Source organism: Capnocytophaga leadbetteri (assembly GCF_003054025.1).
Taxonomy (GTDB): domain Bacteria; phylum Bacteroidota; class Bacteroidia; order Flavobacteriales; family Flavobacteriaceae; genus Capnocytophaga; species Capnocytophaga leadbetteri.
On record NZ_QBKG01000039.1, the window covers coordinates 1 to 1,118 of the forward strand.

The following is a 1,118-nucleotide window of genomic DNA, read 5'->3' on the forward strand; positions in this document are numbered from 1 at the left end:
GTCATAGTATAAGTGCCGCTTGGCGTACCTGTTGGAATAATGACATTACCAGTACTTGGGTCGATACGTGGCGTTGTAGCGCTTGTAGGTGTAGCCGTATGGATAGTTACACTCGCTACCGTTGGTGTTTGTCCGCCGATACCATCATTAGTAAGAATATTGCCTACTGTTGTTGGGGTGGTAATAGTACCTGTTACGGTATATTCTTCGCCTACTGTTGTTATCGTTGGCGTTACGGTTGGGGTGCTTACCCCTACTACGGTTACCGTTACTGTTGTAGGTGTGCTACAATTGCTGCTGTTAGCTCGCTCGCACAAGTAGTAAGTCATAGTATAAGTGCCGCTTGGCGTACCTGTTGGAATAATGACATTACCTGTACTTGGGTCGATACGTGGCGTTGTAGCGCTTGTTGGTGTAGCTGTATGGATAGTTACGCTCGCTACCGTTGGTGGGTTAGTACCTATGCTGTCGTTAGTCAGTACATTGCTTGTTGTGGTGTAAGTTGTACTACTTACGGTATGAGTATAGGTATCTTCGTTTGCAGTAATAGTTACTGTTGGCGTTGGAGCGCCTACTACAACAGTAGTAGTAGCTGTGCTACAGTTGCCTGGATTCAAGACTTCACAGATAGTATAAGTAACGGTATAAGTACCTGAGGCTGTACCTGCTGGTACTGTAAGAGTGCCATCAGTATTAGTTTGAATGCCTGCTGGTACAGTGTTCCAAGTAAGAGTTACCGAAGTAGTACTTGGGTTCAACTGACCATTCAAGCTATCGTTAGTCAATACACTGCTAGTTGTACCGCCATTAGCACCATTGGTGATTGTGAAGGTGTCGCCATTAGCTTGGATTGCAGGAGCGCCTACTACAACAGTAGTAGTAGCTGTGCTACAGTTGCCTGAATTCAAGACTTCACAGATAGTATAAGTAACTGTGTAAGTACCTGAGGCTGTACCTGCTGGTACTGTAAGAGTGCCATCAGTATTCGTTTGAATGCCTGCTGGTACAGTGTTCCAAGTAAGAGTTACCGAAGTAGTACTTGGGTTCAACTGACCATTCAAGCTGTCGTTAGTCAGTACACTGCTAGTAGTACCGCCACTAGCACCATTGGTGATTGT

General features: G+C 45.4%; 1 pseudogene. It reads right to left on the minus strand.

Annotated features, from left to right (window positions below):
• Window positions 1-1,118, minus strand: a pseudogene (locus tag C8P65_RS12140) (gliding motility-associated C-terminal domain-containing protein); the annotation flags it as partial.